Genomic DNA, 18271 nt, shown 5'->3' with positions numbered 1-18271 from the left:
AAAGGGGCGGTCACCCCGGCGCGGAGCACCCCAGGCGCCCGCCCCGACGCGGCGCGCGTGGCAGGATCGGCGGTGCCATGACTGCGCCCACGAACCCCCAGACCGACCGCGCCGGCCGCGCCGACGACGCCGCCCACGTCGGCCAGGTCGGCCGCGCCGACCACGCCGACCTCCACGCACCCGTCATCGACTGGTTCACCGAGCACGCCCGCGACCTCCCCTGGCGCCGCGACACCGCGGGCCCCTGGGGCGTGATGGTCAGCGAGTTCATGCTCCAGCAGACCCCGGTGAACCGCGTGCGCCCGGTGTACGAGCAGTGGCTCGCCCGCTGGCCCCGCCCCGCCGACCTCGCCAAGGAGGCCCCGGGCGAAGCCGTCCGCGCGTGGGGCCGCCTCGGCTACCCCCGTCGCGCCCTGCGCCTGCACGGCGCGGCCGTCGCCATAACGGAGCGGCACGGCGGCGACGTACCCACGCAGCACGCGCAGTTGCTCGCGCTGCCCGGTATCGGTGAGTACACGGCCGCGGCCGTCGCCTCGTTCGCGTACGGGCAGCGGCACGCGGTCCTCGACACGAACGTGCGGCGCGTCTTCGCGCGGGCCGTGACGGGCGTGCAGTTCCCGCCGAACGCGACGACTGCCGCCGAGCGCAAGCTGGCCCGCACCCTGCTCCCGGAGGAGGAGGCGACCGCCGCGCAGTGGGCCGCCGCCTCGATGGAGCTGGGCGCGCTGGTGTGCACGGCGAAGAACGAGGAGTGCCACCGCTGCCCGATCGCCTCGCTGTGCGCGTGGCGGCTGGCCGGCAAGCCCGCGCACGAGGGTCCGCCGCGGCGCGGCCAGACGTACGCGGGCACGGACCGGCAGGTGCGCGGCAAGCTTCTCGCGGTGCTGCGGGACGCGCTCGTGCCCGTACCGCAGGCGGACCTCGACCGGGTCTGGGACGAGCCCGTGCAGCGGGCGCGGGCCCTGGACGGCCTGGTCGACGACGGACTCGTCGAGCCGCTCGCCGGCGGTCTGTACCGGCTGCCCCAGGGCTGACCCCGGGTGCCGTCCGCCCGCGCGGACAGGCGCCGTTACACAACCGACGGACAGCCGTGCGTTCGCCGCAGGGCGGCGCGGACAACGCCGTGACAACGCCTCCGTAGCTTCGTCCCCGAAGCCGCACACGACCTGTGCGGACACGGGGAGCAGGCAGGGATCGGGAGGCGGTTGATCATGGCGCACGGCGGTGAGGTGCTCGAGTTCGAGGAGTACGTCAGGACGCGGCAGGACGCTCTGCTGCGCAGCGCCCGGCGTCTGGTGCCGGACCCCGTCGACGCCCAGGACCTGCTGCAGACGGCGCTGGTGCGCACGTACGGGCGGTGGGACGGCATAGCGGACAAGCGGCTGGCCGACGCCTACCTGCGCCGCGTCATGATCAACACGCGGACCGAGTGGTGGCGGGCGCGCAAGCTCGAGGAGGTCCCGACCGAGCAGCTGCCGGAGGCCCCCGTCGACGACGCGACCGAGCAGCACGCCGACCGCGCCCTGCTGATGGACGTCATGAAGGTGCTGGCTCCGAAGCAGCGCAGCGTCGTGGTGCTGCGACACTGGGAGCAGATGTCCACAGAGGAGACGGCCGCCGCACTCGGCATGTCGGCCGGAACCGTGAAGAGCACGCTGCACCGGGCGCTCGCCCGGCTCCGCGAGGAGCTGGAGAGCCGCGACCTGGACGCCCGCGCGCTCGAACGGGAGGAGCGGGAGCGTTGCGCGGCCTAGGTCGTGTCCGGGGCATACGTGCCTCTCGGAGCGTCAGCATCCTGAAGGCGGGGAGTCCGGTGGTCGCCGGGTTCGCCGCCCTCGGGCTTTTCGCCGCTCTGCTCGTGGGCTGTTCGGCCGGGGGGACCGGCGCCCGTGACGAGGGTCCCGCCCGGACCGCTCCGGCCGTCTCGGCGGTGCCGTCGCAGCCGGCCGGCAGCCCGGCCGCCTCGGAGTCCGCGGCGCCGGGGACGGCCGACGCGGTGCGGCTGGTGAAGCACGACCCCGAGGTCAGCGCCGACATCAAGCGCGATCTGAAGCCGTGCGTGGCGGACGAGTACCCGGTCGACGTGAGCTACGGCGTCCTGACCGGCGGCACCGCGAACGACGTCGTGGTCAATGTGATGACGTGCGGTGACGCCGTCGGCATCGGCACGTACGTGTACCGCGATGTGAGCGGTAAGTACCAGAATGTCTTCAAGGCGGAGGAGCCCCCGGTCTACGCGGAGATCGACCGGGGTGCTCTGGTGGTCACCAAGCAGGTGTACGAGAAGGGTGACTCGGTCGCCTCTCCGTCGGGCGAGGAGGTCCTCACGTACCGGTGGGACGGGGACCGCTTCGTCCAGCACGGACGGATCCACAACGACTACAGCCACGTCGTGGGCGGGGACTCCCCGGCCCCCGCCGCGACGGACGGCGACGGATGAGGACGGGAGACCACATGGGTGCCATGGGCGAGCGCAAGGGGGAGCAGACCCACGTGCTGTTCGTCGAGGACGACGACGTGATCCGCGAGGCCACCCAGCTCGCCCTGGAGCGTGACGGTTTCGCGGTCACGGCCATGCCGGACGGGCTCGCGGGCCTGGAGGCGTTCCGCGCGGACCGGCCGGACATCGCCCTGCTCGACGTGATGGTGCCGGGCCTCGACGGCGTCTCGCTGTGCCGCCGCATCCGCGACGAGTCCACCGTGCCGGTGATCATGCTGTCCGCGCGGGCCGACTCGATCGACGTCGTGCTCGGCCTGGAGGCGGGCGCCGACGACTACGTGACGAAGCCCTTCGACGGGGCCGTGCTCGTCGCCCGGATCCGGGCCGTGCTGCGCCGCTTCGGGCACGCGGGCGGCCCGGCCGCGGCGAGCACGGGGACCGCCGCCGAACCCGCGGCGGCCGACGGCGGCGTCCTGCGCTTCGGCGACCTGGAGATCGACACGGAGGGCATGGAGGTGCGCCGCGACGGGAACCCGGTGGGTCTGACGCCGACCGAGATGCGGCTGCTCCTCGAGTTCTCCTCGGCGCCCGGCACCGTGCTCTCCCGCGACAAGCTCCTGGAGCGCGTCTGGGACTACGGCTGGGGCGGCGACACCCGCGTCGTGGACGTCCACGTCCAGCGGCTGCGCACGAAGATCGGCCAGGACCGGATCGAGACGGTCCGCGGCTTCGGCTACAAGCTCAAGGCCTGACCGGCCCGGCTGATGGGGAAGCACATATGAGGGGGACGGCCTTCGGGGACCGGCTGGGCGCACTGCTGCCGCAGCGGCTCCGGCAGGGTCTGCACACCGGGGTGCGCTGGAAGATCAGCGTCGCGATCGCGCTGGTCGGCGCCCTCGTCGCGGTGGCCCTGAGCCTGGTCGTGCACAACGCGGCCCGCGTCTCGATGCTCGACAACGCCCGCGACGTGCAGGACGAGCGCATCCAGTTCGTGCAGCGCCAGTACGCGGCGCGCGGCGGCAACCTGCCCGTGGGCTTCACGATCAACGACCCGGACCTGCCTCCCGACCTGCGCGCCAAGGCCCTGTCCGGGCGCCGCGCCACCTACGTCTCCGAGCCGTCCAACGGCGTGCCGGACATCTGGGCCGCCGTCCCCCTCGGCAACGGCGACCTCCTCTCGGTGCACACGCGCTTCACCGACCGCAGCGCCACCGTCATGAAGGACCTCGACCAGGCGCTGATCATCGGCGCGATCAGTGTCGTCTTCGGCGGCAGCGCGCTCGGCGTGCTCATCGGCGGCCAGATGTCGCGGCGCCTGCGCAAGGCGGCGGGCGCCGCCCGGGACGTCGCGCAGGGCCAGACCGACGTCCGCGTCCGGGACGCGATCGGCGGCGTCGTCCGGGACGAGACGGACGACCTGGCGCGGGCCGTGGACGCGATGGCGGACGCGCTCAAGCAGCGCCTGGAGGCCGAGCGCCGGGTCACCGCGGACATCGCGCACGAGCTGCGCACCCCGGTCACGGGCCTGCTCACGGCGGCCGAGCTGCTGCCCGCCGGGCGGCCCAGCGAGCTGGTCAAGGACCGGGCGCAGGCGATGCGCACGCTCGTCGAGGACGTGCTGGAGGTGGCCCGTCTGGACAGCGCGGCCGAGCGGGCCGAGCTGCAGGACATCACGCTGGGCGAGTTCGTCAGCCGGCGGGTGGCGGCGCGCGGCGGGGACGGGATACGGGTCGACGTGGTGCACGAGTCGGAGGTGACGACCGACCCGCGCCGCCTGGAGCGCATCCTGTTCAACCTGCTGGCCAACGCCGCGAAGCATGCACGGCCGCCGATCGAGGTCAGCGTCGAGGGCCGGGTGGTCCGGGTCCGCGACCACGGGCCGGGTTTCCCGGAGGAGCTCCTCGAGGACGGGCCGAGCCGTTTCCGCACCGGCGCCGCCGACCGCGCCGGGCACGGGCACGGCCTCGGCCTGACGATCGCCGCCGGTCAGGCGCGGGTCCTGGGGGCGCGGCTGACGTTCCGCAACGTACGGGCGCCGGGCGCGGCGGACGGTGCACCGGCCGAGGGTGCGGTGGCCGTCCTGTGGCTCCCGGAACACGCCCCGACGAACACGGGCAGCTTCCCGATGGTCCGGCTGCCGTAGGACCACGCTCGCTCTCCGGCGGCCATAGGGCCGACTACCGCCACGCTCGCTCTCCGGCCGCCGCAGGACCACGCCCGCTCTCCGGCGGCCGCAGGACCACGCACGCTCTCCGGCTGCCGTACGGCCGACTGCCGGCCCCCGTACGACCGACTGCCGCCACGCACGCTCTCCGGCTGCCGCAGAGCCGACTGCCGCCGCGCTCGCTCTCCGGCTGCCGCAGGACCGGCTGCCGCCACGCACGCTCTCCGACTGCTCCAGGACCGCGCTCGCTCTCCGGCCACCGCACGGCCGACTACCGCCACGCACGCTCTCCGGCCGCCGCACGCCCGACTGCCGCCACGCCCGCTCTCCGGCCGCCGCAGGACCGCGCTCGCTCTCCGGCCGCCGTACGGCCGTGCCGCGCCGTGCCGGGACCGTCTCCCGCCGTCCCGTGACAGCCGAGTGGGGGCCGGCGGCGCCCCCACGGCACCACCGGCCCCCACCAGGGGTCGGCCCCGCCGAAGGCCGGGGCCGATCCGCCGTCGGCTACGAAGCGGCCGCCTCGGCGACCTTCGCGTCCTCCGGCGCGGAGCCGCCCTTGTCCGGTCCGGCACCCCGCAGCGCGACCTCCTTCACGAAGACCGCCGCGACCAGCGCCCCCACCGCGATGACCGCCCCGAGCAGGAACGCGGAGTGCGTCCCGGACGAGACGGCGAACTGGTACGCCTCCCGCACGGGCACCGGCAGCTTCGCCAGGCTCGCAGCGTCGAGCTGCGCCGACTGTTCCATGGCCTTGCCGCCGAGCGCGCCGGCCTTCTCCTGCATGACGTCCTGCACCCGGTTGTTGAACAGCGCGCCCATGATGGCGACGCCGAACGACGAGCCGAGCGTGCGGAACAGCGTGGTGGAGGAGGAGGCGACGCCCATGTCCTTCATCTCGACGCTGTTCTGCGCGACCAGCATCGTGATCTGCATCAGACAGCCCATGCCGGCGCCGAGCACCGCCATGTAGAGGCCCGAGGTGAAGCGGGAGGTGTCGGTGTCCATCTGGGCGAGCAGGAAGAGCCCGCCGACCATGAGGACGCTGCCGACGATCGGGAAGACCTTGTAGCGGCCGGTGTTCGTGGTGACCCGGCCCGCGATCAGCGAGACGACCATCATCGCGAGCAGCATCGGCAGCAGCAGCAGACCGGAGTTGGTCGCGGAGGCTCCCTGCACGGACTGCTGGTAGAGCGGCAGGAAGAGGACCGCGCCGAACATCACGAAGCCGGTGATGAAGCCGATGACGGACATCAGCGTGAAGTTGCGGCTGCGGAAGATGTGCAGCGGCATGATCGGCTCGGCGGCCCTGGTCTGCGAGAAGACGAAGCCGACGAGGGCGGCGACGCCGATGCCCGCCAGCTCCATGATCACGGCGGAGTTCCACGCGTACTCGGAGCCGCCCCAGGTGGTGACGAGGACGATCGAGGTGATGCCGATGGTGAGCAGCGCCGCGCCGAGGTAGTCGATCTTCCCGGAGGACCGCTTCTTGGGCAGGTGCAGCACGGCGGTGATCATGACGAGGGCGACCGCGCCGATCGGCAGGTTGATGTAGAAGGCCCAGCGCCAGCCGAGGTGGTCGGTGATGGTGCCGCCGACGAGCGGTCCGCCGATCATGGCGAGGGCCATGACGCCGGCCATCATGCCCTGGTACTTGCCTCGCTCCCGGGGCGGGATCAGGTCACCGATGATCGCCATGACGCCGACCATGAGTCCGCCCGCGCCCAGGCCCTGGATCGCGCGGAAGGCGATGAGCTGACCCATGTCCTGGGCCATGCCGCTGGTCGCCGAGCCGATCAGGAAGATGACGATGGAGGTCAGGAAGGCGCCCTTCCTGCCGTACATGTCGCCGACCTTGCCCCAGATCGGGGTGGAGGCGGCGGTGGCGAGCGTGTAGGCCGTGACCACCCAGGAGAGGTGCTCGAGGCCGCCGAGCTCGCCGACGATCGTCGGCATCGCGGTGCCCACGATCATGTTGTCGAGCATGGCGAGAAGCATGGCGATCATGAGCGCCATGAGGACGACGCGCACGCTGCGCGGCTGTTTCGCCTGCTCTGTTGTCGGTTGTCCGTCGCGTATCGCTGCTTCTGCCATGATCCCCACTCCCCCGGAGTACCTTCTGACGAGAGACCGGGACTTACTTGCCGCCCGGCTAGTTGCTTACAATGGGAACGTAGAACGTCAACTAGCCGGGCGTCAAGTAAGTTTTCTCCCAAGGGGTACGAGAGGCAGTCGTCGATGGTCACGGGCACCAGCAGCAAGCCGCAGCGCCGCGGGAACACCCGCCAGCGCATCCAGGACGTGGCCCTCGAGCTCTTCGCCGAGCAGGGATACGAGAAGACGTCCCTGCGGGAGATCTCCGAGCGCCTCGGCGTCACGAAGGCCGCGCTGTACTACCACTTCAAGACCAAGGAAGACATCGTCGTCAGCCTGTTCACGGACCTGATGGCACCGATCGACGAGCTGATCGCCTGGGCCGCGCAGCAGCCCAGGACCCTGGAGACGAAGCACGAGATCCTCGAGCGCTACAGCTCGGCGCTGGCCGACGCCGCGCCGCTGTTCCGCTTCATGCAGGAGAACCAGGCGACGATGCGCGAGCTGAGCATCGGCGCGAACTTCAAGGAGCGGATGCAGGACCTGCTCACGCACCTGCAGCCCGACGACGCCGCCCTGACCGAGCGGGTGCGCTGCTTCAGCGCGGTCTTCTCGATGCACGCGGGGATGTTCCTGCTGCGGGACGCCGAAGGCGACCCCGAGGAGAAGCGCAGGGCCATCCTCGAGGTCGCCAGGGACCTCATCACCCAGGCCCACCAGAAGTAGGCCGGGAGCTCACGTCAGACGCGCACGCCCATCTTGTTGAGGAACGCGACGGGGTTCACGGCCGAGCCGTAGTTCGGCGTGGTGCGGATCTCGAAGTGCAGGTGCGGGCCGCTCGAGTTTCCGGTGTTGCCGGACTTGGCGATGTGCTGGCCCGTGGAGACGTGCTGACCGACGTGGACGTCGATCCGCGACAGGTGGGCATACTGGGAGTACGTGCCGTTGCCGTGCTTGATCACGATGGCGTTGCCGTACGCCGGGCCGTCACCGGCGCCGTTGCCGCCGGTCTTGACGACGGTGCCGCCGTGGACGGCCTTGACGTTGGTGCCGATCGGCACGGCGAAGTCCTGGCCGGAGTGCTTGCCGGTGGACCACATGCTGCCGCCCTGGGCGTAGCCGGCGGAGAGCTTGTACTGGCTGACCGGGTCGATCCAGGAGACGGCCTTCTTGGCGGCGGCCTTCTTCACGGCGGCGGCCTTGGCCTTCGCGCTGGAGGCGGCCTTGGCCTGAGCGGCGGCCTGGGCCTTGACGCCGGAGGCGGAGACCTCGGGGACACCGCCGGCCTGGGGCGTGCCGGCGGCGAGCGCGACCCCGGTGCCCAGCACGGCGGACACTCCGAAACCGGCGGCCACGACAGCGGCGCGCTTGCGGAGGATCGACGAGCCGGGACGGAGGGACGTGGTGCGCTGCGACATGCGGGAGACCTCTTCGAGCTTCGGGGACATTCGGGTCCTGCCGCCCACCGGACCGGGACGGACCCGGCGGGCATGGAGGGACCCGGCACACGTCCTCGTGTCGCCGGGTCGGCCATCCCTTGGTAACCCCGACCCCCCGGCGCGCCCAAAAGCCTCATCTACTACGAAACCTCGTACCGGCACCCGGGACGGAATACCCCTTGACGCCCGGGGCGCCCGATTCGCTCCGTGCCGGATTTATCCCGCGATCGCGGGTTTACCCCCACTTCACGGCCGTGCGGCACGGGCCCGGACGGCCCCGCACCCCACCCCACACTTAAATCGGACAAATCAACCGAACTCGCAGCGTGCCCCACTTCACTCCGGCCGCCCGCCCGATCCACTATTTCCCCTAGTACCGGACAAAACGCCTGTGCGGCATGTCACCGGGCCCCAAGATCGAGTCCCGTGCGGTTGTGACGGGGGCTACACGGCGGAGCGCCACGGCCTCTCTCAACTCCCCTGTCCGTCCGGCGCGATGCCCCTACGCTCGGTTCATGGTCGATCCGGGAACGGTGGGGGTACGCGTCGCGTCAAGCGTCCTGTCCCCTCTCATTCGCAAGATGTTCGCGCAGCCAGGACCGGGCGCGGCCCTCGCCGACCGGCCTGTCCGCGTCTCCGCCCTCGTCAGCTTCCGGGGGGAGCGGCAGACCCTGGGGCCAAAAGAGCTGCACCGCCTCGTACGGAAGCTGGTCCAGGAGACGGAATCCCGGGCCCCCGGGACCGAGCGCGAGGCGGTCGCCGACGTCCTGACGACCACCCTGAGTGCACTCGGCGACCTCGACATGGACGACGTACAGGCCGTCGGCCTAGGCCACGGTGCGCTAGCCGCGCGGCTACGCGCGGAGGTGGGCGGACCGCTCGCCCTGCGCGACCTGAGCGCCGACAGCACCGCTCTCTACGAGCAGCTCTTGGACGCGGCCTGCGTCAACGTCCTGCACTTCTTCACCCAGCGCTCCCCCTTCGTCGCCCGCACCCTCGTAGAGCAGAGCCGCCGGCTGCACCGGCTGACCGAGACCACCGGCCTCCTCGTCGAGCGCATCCCCGCGCAGGCCGCGGAGGACGCCGGCTTCGAGGAGCGGTACGCGCGGTACGTGGCCGGCAAGCACAGCCGCCTCACCATCTACGGCGTCGACCTCAGCGCCGACCACGAGTGGCCCCTCGACACCGCGTACCTGAGCCTGCAGGCCACCGGCGGCCCCGAGCACCCCGACGAGTTCGGCCTGGCGGCGCCCCTGCCGCGCGCCCAGCCCGTCGAACAGGCCCTCGCCGGGCACGCCCGCGTCCTGCTCCGCGGCAACGCCGGGTCCGGAAAGACCACGCTCGTCCAGTGGCTGGCGGTCACCACGGCCCGGCAGCGCGAGCTCACCGGGACCCTCGCCCACCTCGTCGGCCGGGTCCCCTTCGTCCTTCCGCTGCGCACCCTGACCCGGCGCGGGGCCGAGCTGCCCGCGCCCGCCGACTTCCTCGGCGCCGTCGGATCACCGCTCGCCGGGGCCCAGCCGCCGCGCTGGGCGGACCGGGTGCTCGCCGCCGGGCGCGCGCTGCTCCTGGTCGACGGCCTGGACGAGGTGCCCGAGCGGGAACGGGCCCGCGCCCGCACCTGGCTCACCGACCTCCTCGCCGCCTACCCCGACAACCTCTGCCTCGTCACCTCCCGCCCCTCCGCCGTACGGCAGGACTGGCTCGGCGCCGAGGACTTCACCGAGCTGACGCTGGCCCGGATGAGCCGCGACGACATCGCCGTGTTCGTCGAACGCTGGCACGAGGCCGCCGGCGCCGAACCCGGCGGCGCCGCCGCGCTCCTCGACGCCCTGCGCACCCAGCAGGACCTCGGCGCCCTCGCCACCAACCCCCTCATGTGCGCCCTCGTCTGCGCCCTGCACCGCGAGCGGCGCGGCTCCCTGCCCCGCGGCCGCAAGGCCCTCTACGACGCCGCCCTTTCCATGCTCCTCGAACGCCGCGACCGGGAGCGGGACATGCCCGGGGCCGGGCTCGACCTCGACGAGGAGTCCCAGACCGAGCTCCTGCAGCGCCTCGCGTACTGGCTCATCCGCAACGGCCGCTCCGAGCTCGACCGGGCCGACGCCCTCGCCGTCCTCGACCGGCTGCTGCCCGCGATGCCGTACGTCGCCGGGCAGGGCGACGCGGAGGCCGTCCTGCGGCACCTGCTGACCCGGTCCGGGCTGCTCCGGGAACCGGCCGCCGGGGCCCTCGACTTCGTCCACCGCACCTTCCAGGACTACCTCGGGGCCCGCGCCGCCGTCGAGGAGCGGGACTTCGACCTCCTGCTGCGGCACGCCCACCTCGACCAGTGGGAAGACGTCCTGCGCATGGCCGTCGCCCACGCCCGCCCCGACGAACGGGCCCGGCTCCTGCGCGGCCTCGTCACCCGCGGCGACCAGGAACCCGACCACCGCACCCGCCTCCACCTCCTGGCCACGGCCTGCCTCGAACACGCGGCGAAGCTGGATCCGGCGGTGCGGGCGGAGGTGGAGGAGCGGGCGGGGCGCTTGATCCCGCCGCGGGACTTCTACGAGGCGCGCGCCCTCGCGGAGGTCGGCCCCATCGTCCTGGGGCTGCTCCCCGGGCCGGACGACCTTTCCGATCCGGCCTTCGGCCAGTACGTGCTTCAGACTGCCGGGATCATCGGCGGCGACGCCGCGCTGGCCCGTGTACGGGAGTACCGGGAATTCGACGGGGAGGGAATCAGCGTCCAGCTCGGCCAGTTCTGGGACAAGTTCGACACGGACACCTATGGCCGGGAAATCATCGACGGCCTCCGCTCCCGGCCCAGGACATCCATCTCGGTTCACTCCGCACAGGAATTGACGCTCCTTCAGTCCCTGGGAGGACACGACAACCTGGATGTGGTCGGGAACTTCACTGCCACCGAGCTCGCCGGGGGCCTGGGCCGCTGGCCCCTCACGCGACTGAGGATCGCGGGAAACTCGGCGCTGGACGACATCGGTTTCGTCCGGGACTTCGCCGATCTGCGAGACCTGACCTTCCACGACTGCCCGAACATCTCCTCGCTCGCGCCGCTGACGAATCTCCCGCTGACCGCGCTCATGATCCCGGACGTCCCTCCGGAGGAGCTCCACGCCCTTCGCAGCCTGACGGCGTTGCAGTGGCTCAGCATGTGGCCCGTCACGGCGGAGAGTGCCCTGGACGACGTTCCCCGCGAGGCGCCGCTGACCTATCTGTCGGTCCCAACGAACCTTCAGAGTCTCTCCGCCCTGCCCGACTTCCCTACCGTGGAGATCCTTGCGCTCCATACGGACAACTCGTTCACCCCGCAGGACTGGGCGGGTCTGAGCAGGCTTCCGCGCCTCCGACACCTGGTTCTCAGCGTGTACGAACTCGGGTCTCTCGCCGCTTCCGGAACCGTTCTGGAGAACGTCACCCACGTCAACCTGCGTGGCCCCAGCCCGGACACATGCATAGACGCCCGGATGCTGCTCCCGGCATTTCCTGCACTGGAGGACCTGTTCGTGTTCGACGCCGGCTGGATCGACCTCGCCGGCCTGGGCGACCTCGCCGGCCTGAGGCAGATCACCCTCGATCGCGCCCGCAAGATCGTCCACGCGGACACCCTCCCCGCCCGCATCAACGTGAAGGTCGCCCCCAGGTACGTCGAAACCCTGGACACTACCAATCGGTAACCCTACGGTTCCTCTCGCGCCACCCTCGCCGACAAGCATGCACGCGACAACTTCCGCGTGACCGGACGTGAGAGGACCCCCCGCACCATGACGCCCCCGCACTCCACCTGGACCCGTCGCGTCGCCGTCGCCGGCATCTCGGCGACCGCCGTGCTCACCCTGGCGATGCCGGCCCAGGCCGCCACCGGCGACGACGTCGACTACGCCACCTGGCAGCGCGACTGCCAGGCCGTCGCCGACCAGGCCATGCCGTACCTGAAGCAGCGCATCGCGCACCCCCGGCCCGGCGAGAAGCAGGCCATGGTGTTCGACATCGACAACACCACCCTGGAGTCGGACTTCGGCTTCCACTACCCCGCGCCCGCGAACAAGCCGGTCCTCGCCCTCGCCGAGTACGCCCAGGACCACGGCGTCGCCCTGTTCTTCGTGACGGCGCGCCCCGGGATCATCAAGGGCGTCACGGAGTACAACCTGAAGCACGTCGGGTACCGGGTCGACGGTCTGCGGGTGCGCAACCTCGTCGACCTGTTCAAGGACGTCGCCGACTACAAGACCGCGCAGCGCGCCGACATCGAGTCGAAGGGCTACACGATCATCGCGAACGTCGGGAACAACACCACCGACCTGAGCGGCGGTCACGCCGAGCGCGCGTACAAGCTCCCCGACTACGACGGGCAGCTCTCGTAACAGCACGGCAGACACGGCAGACACACGTGAGGGGCCGGTGCTCATCAAGAGCACCGGCCCCTCACGTCATGACCCGCTGAGGGCCGGAGGCTTACGCCTCCTTGCTCAGGTTCGGTCCGGCACCGCCGGCCGCCTGCTCGATCGGCGGGACGTCGGGCAGGGCCGACTTCTCCTCGCCGCGGAAGGTGAAGGTCTTGTTCTCGCCCTCGCCCTCCGTGTCGACGACCACGATGTGGCCGGGACGCAGCTCGCCGAAGAGGATCTTCTCCGAGAGGGTGTCCTCGACCTCGCGCTGGATCGTGCGACGCAGCGGACGCGCGCCGAGCACCGGGTCGTAGCCCTTCTTGGAGAGGAGCTCCTTGGCGGACTGGGAGAGCTCGATGCCCATGTCCCGGTCCCGCAGACGCTCGTCCACCTTGCCGATCATCAGGTCGACGATCGCGAGGATGTCCTCCTGCGTCAGCTGCGGGAAGACGACGACGTCGTCCACGCGGTTGAGGAACTCGGGGCGGAAGTGCTGCTTGAGCTCGTCCGAGACCTTGTTCTTCATGCGCTCGTAGTTGGTCTTCGTGTCGCCCTGGGCCGCGAAGCCCAGGTTGAAGCCCTTAGAGATGTCACGGGTTCCAAGGTTGGTCGTCATGATGATGACCGTGTTCTTGAAGTCCACGACGCGGCCCTGGGAGTCGGTCAGGCGACCGTCCTCCAGGATCTGGAGCAGCGAGTTGAAGATGTCCGGGTGGGCCTTCTCGACCTCGTCGAAGAGGACGACGGAGAACGGCTTGCGGCGCACCTTCTCGGTGAGCTGGCCGCCCTCCTCGTAGCCCACGTAGCCGGGGGGCGAGCCGAAGAGACGCGAGACCGTGTGCTTCTCGCTGAACTCCGACATGTCGAGGGAGATCAGCGCGTCCTCGTCGCCGAAGAGGAACTCGGCGAGCGCCTTGGACAGCTCGGTCTTACCGACACCGGACGGGCCGGCGAAGATGAACGAGCCACCGGGGCGCTTCGGGTCCTTCAGACCGGCACGCGTACGGCGGATCGCCTTCGAGAGCGCCTTGACGGCGTCCTTCTGGCCGATGACGCGCTTGTGGAGCTCGTCCTCCATGCGCAGCAGGCGCGAGGACTCCTCCTCGGTCAGCTTGAAGACGGGGATGCCGGTCGCGGTCGCGAGGACCTCGGCGATGAGCTCGCCGTCGACCTCGGCGACGACGTCCATGTCGCCGGCCTTCCACTCCTTCTCGCGCTTGGCCTTCGCGGCGAGCAGCTGCTTCTCCTTGTCGCGCAGAGAGGCTGCCTTCTCGAAGTCCTGGGAGTCGATGGCCGACTCCTTGTCGCGGCGCACGCCCGCGATCTTCTCGTCGAACTCGCGGAGGTCCGGCGGCGCGGTCATCCGGCGGATGCGCATCCGGGAGCCGGCCTCGTCGATCAGGTCGATCGCCTTGTCCGGCAGGAAACGGTCCGAGATGTACCGGTCGGCCAGCGTCGCGGCCTGCACGAGGGCCTCGTCCGTGATGGAGACGCGGTGGTGGGCCTCGTAGCGGTCGCGCAGACCCTTGAGGATCTCGATGGTGTGCGGCAGCGACGGCTCCGCGACCTGGATGGGCTGGAAGCGGCGCTCGAGCGCGGCGTCCTTCTCCAGGTGCTTGCGGTACTCGTCGAGCGTCGTGGCACCGATCGTCTGGAGCTCACCACGGGCCAGCATCGGCTTGAGGATCGACGCGGCGTCGATGGCGCCCTCGGCGGCACCCGCACCGACCAGCGTGTGCAGCTCGTCGATGAACAGGATGATGTCGCCGCGGGTGCGGATCTCCTTGAGGACCTTCTTCAGGCGCTCCTCGAAGTCACCGCGGTAGCGGGAGCCGGCGACGAGCGCGCCGAGGTCGAGGGTGTAGAGGTGCTTGTCCTTGAGGGTCTCGGGCACCTCGCCCTTGACGATGGCCTGGGCGAGGCCCTCGACGACGGCGGTCTTGCCGACGCCGGGCTCACCGATCAGGACCGGGTTGTTCTTGGTACGGCGCGACAGGACCTGCATGACGCGCTCGATCTCCTTCTCGCGCCCGATGACCGGGTCGAGCTTGGACTCGCGAGCGGCCTGCGTCAGGTTGCGGCCGAACTGGTCGAGGACCAGGGACGTCGAGGGCGTGCCCTCGGCAGGGCCGCCGGCGGTGGCGGTCTCCTTGCCCTGGTAGCCGGAGAGCAGCTGGATGACCTGCTGTCGCACCCGGTTGAGGTCTGCGCCCAGCTTGACCAGGACCTGGGCGGCGACGCCCTCGCCCTCGCGGATCAGGCCGAGCAGGATGTGCTCCGTGCCGATGTAGTTGTGGCCCAGCTGAAGGGCCTCGCGGAGCGACAGCTCCAGGACCTTCTTGGCACGGGGGGTGAAGGGGATGTGCCCGGACGGGGCCTGCTGGCCCTGGCCGATGATCTCCTCCACCTGCTGGCGGACCGCCTCGAGCGAAATCCCGAGGCTCTCCAGGGCCTTAGCGGCGACACCCTCACCCTCGTGGATCAGGCCCAGGAGGATGTGCTCGGTGCCGATGTAGTTGTGGTTGAGCATCCGGGCTTCTTCCTGAGCCAGGACGACAACCCGCCGCGCGCGGTCGGTGAACCTCTCGAACATCGTTAATCGCTCCTCAGAGCGGTCAGGCAGTAAGGGGGCTGTCCCCTCCCTGTCCTTCCGCAGCTTAGTCCCGCAAGCGGGGACCGCTCATTCCAACTGCCGACACCCGTTCATGGCCTCCTGCCCCGAACGCCGACATCTGCTCCAACCCGATGGTGCGAGACGATGTTCCCGCAGGCCAGGCAGATACCCACACCATCACTACGCCGATGGCGAACGCGAGACGCCCGACCCGTTCGTGTCGGCCCTCCCACTAGGGATGTCTTACCCGCAGGGACTGACACTCCATGCAGCGCGCGCCGGTTCCCTCAGCTACGGGCGAACACCCTTGCGCCACCCGGCGCGCCCCGAGCGCCCCGTTCCGGCCACTCTGCGCGCTCGACAGGCCACGGTGCGTAACCCGCGACAGCTCCGGACGGTTGCTCCTGTCATGGCTCTCCCCCCGCGCCCCACGGTCCCCGCCCCGCGCCGCCCGCTCCCGCGCGACGACCGGCGGGAGCGGCAGGACCGGGTCCGGCAGTGGTACGAGGACGAGCTCGGCTGGGCGGCGACGGCCGGGCCCGACGGGGTGCGGCTGCGCACGGGACTGCGGTTCGACGCCCTGGAGGTGCCGGCCGATGCCGGCTTCGCCATGCTGCGCCGGCTCGATCCCCGCACGCCGGTGGCCCTGCACGGGGCGTCGATGCAACTGCTGGTCGCCGCGGGCGCCACGGAGGAGCTGCCGGGGCTCCTCGACTGGCTCGAGTGGGGAACGCTGCCGCTGGACCTCGTCGCCCACGGGGCGGACGGGTTCATCGCGGCGCCGGCGCCGCCCGGCTGGTCCGGCCCTCAGGAGGCCGCGACGTGGCTGCGGCCCCCCGGGCCCGGTACGGAGCCGGTGCTGGCCGCGCTGACGAGCCTGGCCGCCTGCTCGGCCGGGTCCGCCGTGGGGGGCGGTGGGGGCGCCCCCGATCTCGTACGGCTCGTGGACACGGCGGCGACGTACTGCCACCGGGTCCGGCTGCGCCGCGCCTGCGCGAGTCCGACGGCTCAGCCGTTGGCCTTCTCGTAGGCCTCGCGGACCTTCTGGGGGACGCGGCCGCGGTCGTTGACGTCGTGGCCGTTCTCCTTGGCCCAGGCGCGGATGGCCGCGGTGTCCTGGTTGCCTCCGGCGGACGCGGCGCGCGCCTTGCCCCGGCCGCCCGCGGCACGGCCACCGGTGCGGCGGCCGCCCTTGAGGTACGGGTCGAGCAGGCCGCGGAGCTTGTCCGCGTTGGCGGTGGTGAGGTCGATCTCGTAGGTCTTGCCGTCGAGCGCGAACGTCACGGTCTCGTCCGCCTCGCCGCCGTCGAGGTCATCGACAAGAAGGACCTGAACCTTCTGTGCCACCGGATTTCCTTTCATCGATATCCGAAGGGCCGGCCCCCCTGCGACCGCGGCCGCTGTATCGCCGTCCCCTTGTTATATGCACTATGCAGTACGCCGGAAAGCAAACCGCTTTTGCCCGAAAAACACAAACCCCCGGCTGAGATCCGGGAGAGATCCCCGAGTTGAACGCTGCCCAGCGGGAGCGGGAACATGCGCGTTTCGGACATAGGGAACCGGCGGCCACGACCCGGCGGAATACCGAACAGCGACGATCACAGATGCAGAAGCATCCGGCTGTTGCCCAGGGTGTTGGGTTTCACTCGTTCGAGACCGAGGAACTCCGCGACGCCCTCGTCATAGGAACGCAGCAGCTCGCTGTAGACATCGGTGTCAACGGTATCGACGGGCGTCTCGCCGATCTCCACGAAGCCGTGCTTCGCGAAGAACTCGACTTCGAAGGTGAGACAGAAAACGCGGCGAACACCGATCCAGCGGGCGGTCTGCAGCAGCTTGCCGAGCACCTGGTGGCCCACCCCGGCGCCCTTGACCTGAGGATTCACCGCGAGGGTGCGGACTTCCGCCAGGTCTTCCCACATGACGTGGAGGGCGCCGCAGCCGACCACCTCGGCGTTGTCGTCCCGTTCCGCGACCCAGAACTCCTGGATGTCCTCGTAAAGCGTGACGGTGGCTTTGTCGAGCAGGATCCCCTGTCGGCTGTAGGCGTCGAGCAGTCGGCGCACCGCCGGCACATCGGCCGTCCTGGCCCTGCGTACCGTGACCGCATTAGCGGCCGAATCGATGCCTGTCTCGACTTCGGGGAGCTCTCGTGCCATGTGCGGGACGCTATCGCCCGGGCTCCTCGCCCGCTTCCCCGGGTCCCGGCCGCTCTTCGGGCTGAACGATGCGCATCGCGTCCCTGAGGGCTTCGCGCTGCTCCTCGGACATCATGCCGAAGAAGGCGACGAGGGCGGCGGCGGGGTTGTCGCTGCGGGCCCATGCCTCGTTCATCAGCGCGGCGGAGTACGCGGCGCGGGTGGAGACCGCCTCATATCGATAGGCCCGGCCTTCCGCTTCGCGGCGCACCCAGCCCTTCTGGTGGAGATTGTCCAAAACGGTCATGACGGTCGTGTACGCGATGGACCGTTCCTGCTGGAGGTCCTCCAGCACTTCTCGCACAGTCACCGGGCGGTTCCACTTCCACACCCGCGTCATCACTGCGTCTTCGAGTTCTCCCAGGGGGCGCGGCACGAACAGCACAATAGTGGGCGAAGAACGGAATAACCCCGCAGACATGGCGGGTGACCGCAGAGGCCACGAAAAGGGGTGCCCCTCGGGGCACCCCTTGTGTCAGCTGCTGCTGCCGTCCCGCGACGCCGGGTCGCTCTGGCGTGCGGAGGCGGCCTCCACGCGCGCGAGGGCGGCGTCCACGGCCGCGTCCTCCTTGGCCTTCTTGTCGCCGCCCTGCGTCTTCACGATCACCATGATGAGGGCGATGAAGAACGCGGCCATCACGACCGGGGGCACGAGCGCGGAGACGTAGTCCATGCCCCCAGAGTAGCTAGCCCGCGACGAGCCGTTGAGACGGGGCCGGGGGCTGTTGCGGGCGTCGCTTGGGCGGGAACGCCTCGGACGGTGTGGGCACCGGGCGCGGCGGTGTGGCCGGCTTGGGCTTGGCCGGCTCCTTGTCCGCGGCCGAGCGGCCGCCGGGCAGTGCGAGCAGCCGCGCGCGGGAGGCGGGCACGCGCGGGCGGTGCCGCGCCTCCAGCCGGTCGCGCACGCCCTGCTCGGCGAGGGCGCGGCAGC

At 70.9% G+C, this 18271-nt stretch carries 16 protein-coding genes and 1 pseudogene; 9 read left to right on the top strand and 8 right to left on the bottom strand.

The window, feature by feature from the left end:
- Positions 1–77: 77 nt before the first annotated feature.
- The 5 genes from GTW43_RS05285 to cseC all read left to right on the top strand — a co-directional run bounded on the left by GTW43_RS05285 (position 78) and on the right by cseC (position 4583).
- A complete protein-coding gene (locus GTW43_RS05285; RefSeq protein WP_237536418.1) occupies positions 78–1034 on the top strand; it encodes an A/G-specific adenine glycosylase in 957 nt (318 codons plus the stop codon).
- Between the two features lie 177 nt (positions 1035–1211).
- The gene (locus GTW43_RS05280) at positions 1212–1754 is read left to right on the top strand and encodes a SigE family RNA polymerase sigma factor (RefSeq protein ID WP_161300440.1); all 543 of its coding nucleotides are present in this window, start codon (positions 1212–1214) and stop codon (positions 1752–1754) included.
- Between the two features lie 59 nt (positions 1755–1813).
- Positions 1814–2440: a hypothetical protein gene (locus GTW43_RS05275; RefSeq protein ID WP_343245910.1), complete on the top strand. Its 627-nt coding sequence runs from the start codon at positions 1814–1816 to the stop codon at positions 2438–2440.
- A gap of 23 nt (positions 2441–2463) precedes the next feature.
- Positions 2464–3192: a two-component system response regulator CseB gene (gene cseB, locus GTW43_RS05270; protein WP_161300442.1), complete on the top strand. Its 729-nt coding sequence runs from the start codon at positions 2464–2466 to the stop codon at positions 3190–3192.
- 26 nt (positions 3193–3218) lie between these two features.
- Positions 3219–4583, top strand: coding sequence for a two-component system sensor histidine kinase CseC (gene cseC, locus GTW43_RS05265; protein ID WP_161300439.1), 1365 nt, complete (start codon positions 3219–3221; stop codon positions 4581–4583).
- 525 nt (positions 4584–5108) lie between these two features.
- On the opposite strand, the gene GTW43_RS05260 is transcribed toward cseC, so the two are convergent.
- A complete protein-coding gene (locus tag GTW43_RS05260) occupies positions 5109–6695 on the bottom strand; it encodes an MDR family MFS transporter (RefSeq protein WP_161300438.1) in 1587 nt (528 codons plus the stop codon).
- A 144-nt stretch (positions 6696–6839) separates the two neighbouring features.
- On the opposite strand from GTW43_RS05260, the gene GTW43_RS05255 reads away from it, so the two are divergent.
- The gene (locus tag GTW43_RS05255) at positions 6840–7421 is read left to right on the top strand and encodes a TetR/AcrR family transcriptional regulator (protein ID WP_161300437.1); all 582 of its coding nucleotides are present in this window, start codon (positions 6840–6842) and stop codon (positions 7419–7421) included.
- Positions 7422–7435: 14 nt separating this feature from the next.
- Here GTW43_RS05255 and GTW43_RS05250 read toward each other — a convergent pair whose 3' ends face one another.
- Positions 7436–8113: a M23 family metallopeptidase gene (locus GTW43_RS05250; RefSeq protein WP_161300441.1), complete on the bottom strand. Its 678-nt coding sequence runs from the start codon at positions 8111–8113 to the stop codon at positions 7436–7438.
- A 602-nt stretch (positions 8114–8715) separates the two neighbouring features.
- On the opposite strand from GTW43_RS05250, the gene GTW43_RS05245 reads away from it, so the two are divergent.
- Positions 8716–11817 carry an NACHT domain-containing protein gene (locus tag GTW43_RS05245; RefSeq protein WP_161300436.1) on the top strand — a complete coding sequence of 1034 codons (3102 nt, stop codon included), beginning with the start codon at positions 8716–8718 and terminating at the stop codon, positions 11815–11817.
- Between the two features lie 87 nt (positions 11818–11904).
- Positions 11905–12504, top strand: a complete 600-nt coding sequence (locus tag GTW43_RS05240; protein WP_161300435.1) for an HAD family acid phosphatase — start codon at positions 11905–11907, stop codon at positions 12502–12504.
- Positions 12505–12595: 91 nt separating this feature from the next.
- Here the strand turns inward: GTW43_RS05240 and GTW43_RS05235 are convergent, their stop codons facing one another.
- On the bottom strand, positions 12596–15121 hold the full coding sequence (locus GTW43_RS05235) for an ATP-dependent Clp protease ATP-binding subunit (RefSeq protein WP_161300434.1): 2526 nt from the start codon (positions 15119–15121) through the stop codon (positions 12596–12598).
- Positions 15122–15551: 430 nt separating this feature from the next.
- Between GTW43_RS05235 and GTW43_RS05230 the strand changes: the two genes are divergently transcribed.
- Positions 15552–16172: an SCO3374 family protein gene (locus GTW43_RS05230; RefSeq protein ID WP_161300433.1), complete on the top strand. Its 621-nt coding sequence runs from the start codon at positions 15552–15554 to the stop codon at positions 16170–16172.
- Here GTW43_RS05230 and GTW43_RS05225 read toward each other — a convergent pair.
- The 5 genes and pseudogenes from GTW43_RS05225 to GTW43_RS05205 form a co-directional block, all read right to left on the bottom strand.
- The gene (locus tag GTW43_RS05225; protein ID WP_161300432.1) at positions 16151–16489 is read right to left on the bottom strand and encodes an Lsr2 family protein; all 339 of its coding nucleotides are present in this window, start codon (positions 16487–16489) and stop codon (positions 16151–16153) included. The two genes, GTW43_RS05230 and GTW43_RS05225, sit on opposite strands and share 22 nt — an antisense overlap.
- A 251-nt stretch (positions 16490–16740) precedes the next feature.
- A complete protein-coding gene (locus GTW43_RS05220) occupies positions 16741–17301 on the bottom strand; it encodes an amino-acid N-acetyltransferase (RefSeq protein ID WP_161300431.1) in 561 nt (186 codons plus the stop codon).
- Positions 17302–17311: 10 nt separating this feature from the next.
- Positions 17312–17716 (bottom strand): BlaI/MecI/CopY family transcriptional regulator, encoded by a 405-nt coding sequence (locus GTW43_RS05215; protein WP_161300430.1) that lies wholly within the window; start codon positions 17714–17716, stop codon positions 17312–17314.
- Between the two features lie 99 nt (positions 17717–17815).
- The gene (locus tag GTW43_RS05210) at positions 17816–18013 is read right to left on the bottom strand and encodes a hypothetical protein (RefSeq protein WP_161300429.1); all 198 of its coding nucleotides are present in this window, start codon (positions 18011–18013) and stop codon (positions 17816–17818) included.
- A gap of 13 nt (positions 18014–18026) precedes the next feature.
- A pseudogene (locus tag GTW43_RS05205) lies at positions 18027–18271 on the bottom strand (hypothetical protein); the annotation flags it as partial.

Source organism: Streptomyces sp. SID5785 (genome assembly GCF_009870065.1).
GTDB lineage: Bacteria > Actinomycetota > Actinomycetes > Streptomycetales > Streptomycetaceae > Streptomyces.
This window is presented reverse-complemented; position numbering and strand designations above follow the sequence as displayed.

What these genes read in the sequence shown, in the direction of transcription:
- GTW43_RS05240 (WP_161300435.1), top strand. Translation starts at nt 11,905, where the DNA reads ATGACGCCCCCGCACTCCACCTGGACCCGTCGCGTCGCCGTCGCCGGC.
- GTW43_RS05260 (WP_161300438.1), bottom strand. Translation starts at nt 6,695, where the DNA reads ATGGCAGAAGCAGCGATACGCGACGGACAACCGACAACAGAGCAGGCG.
- GTW43_RS05250 (WP_161300441.1), bottom strand. Translation starts at nt 8,113, where the DNA reads ATGTCGCAGCGCACCACGTCCCTCCGTCCCGGCTCGTCGATCCTCCGC.
- GTW43_RS05255 (WP_161300437.1), top strand. Translation starts at nt 6,840, where the DNA reads ATGGTCACGGGCACCAGCAGCAAGCCGCAGCGCCGCGGGAACACCCGC.
- GTW43_RS05210 (WP_161300429.1), bottom strand. Translation starts at nt 18,013, where the DNA reads ATGGACTACGTCTCCGCGCTCGTGCCCCCGGTCGTGATGGCCGCGTTC.
- GTW43_RS05285 (WP_237536418.1), top strand. Translation starts at nt 78, where the DNA reads ATGACTGCGCCCACGAACCCCCAGACCGACCGCGCCGGCCGCGCCGAC.
- GTW43_RS05230 (WP_161300433.1), top strand. Translation starts at nt 15,552, where the DNA reads ATGGCTCTCCCCCCGCGCCCCACGGTCCCCGCCCCGCGCCGCCCGCTC.
- cseC (WP_161300439.1), top strand. Translation starts at nt 3,219, where the DNA reads ATGAGGGGGACGGCCTTCGGGGACCGGCTGGGCGCACTGCTGCCGCAG.
- cseB (WP_161300442.1), top strand. Translation starts at nt 2,464, where the DNA reads ATGGGCGAGCGCAAGGGGGAGCAGACCCACGTGCTGTTCGTCGAGGAC.
- GTW43_RS05245 (WP_161300436.1), top strand. Translation starts at nt 8,716, where the DNA reads ATGTTCGCGCAGCCAGGACCGGGCGCGGCCCTCGCCGACCGGCCTGTC.
- GTW43_RS05235 (WP_161300434.1), bottom strand. Translation starts at nt 15,121, where the DNA reads ATGTTCGAGAGGTTCACCGACCGCGCGCGGCGGGTTGTCGTCCTGGCT.
- GTW43_RS05220 (WP_161300431.1), bottom strand. Translation starts at nt 17,301, where the DNA reads ATGGCACGAGAGCTCCCCGAAGTCGAGACAGGCATCGATTCGGCCGCT.
- GTW43_RS05280 (WP_161300440.1), top strand. Translation starts at nt 1,212, where the DNA reads ATGGCGCACGGCGGTGAGGTGCTCGAGTTCGAGGAGTACGTCAGGACG.